Raw genomic sequence first — 217 nt, 5'->3', positions numbered from 1 at the left:
ATATGTAAATTTTGAATTCTACAAAACTTAAATTCTGACATTGAAATAGCTAATAAAGTTTGAGAGATATGTAAATTTTGAATTCTACAAAACTTAAAATAATCAGCTTGGTCGTATGTAATCGTTTGAGAGATATGTAAATTTTGAATTCTACAAAACACTATTGGTGATTGGGATGAAGAAGATTAAGTTTGAGAGATATGTAAATTTTGAATTC

The sequence above is a fragment of the Gemella haemolysans genome (genome assembly GCF_001553035.1).
GTDB classification, from domain to species: Bacteria; Bacillota; Bacilli; order Staphylococcales; family Gemellaceae; genus Gemella; species Gemella haemolysans_B.
Note: the sequence above shows the minus strand (reverse complement) of the source record.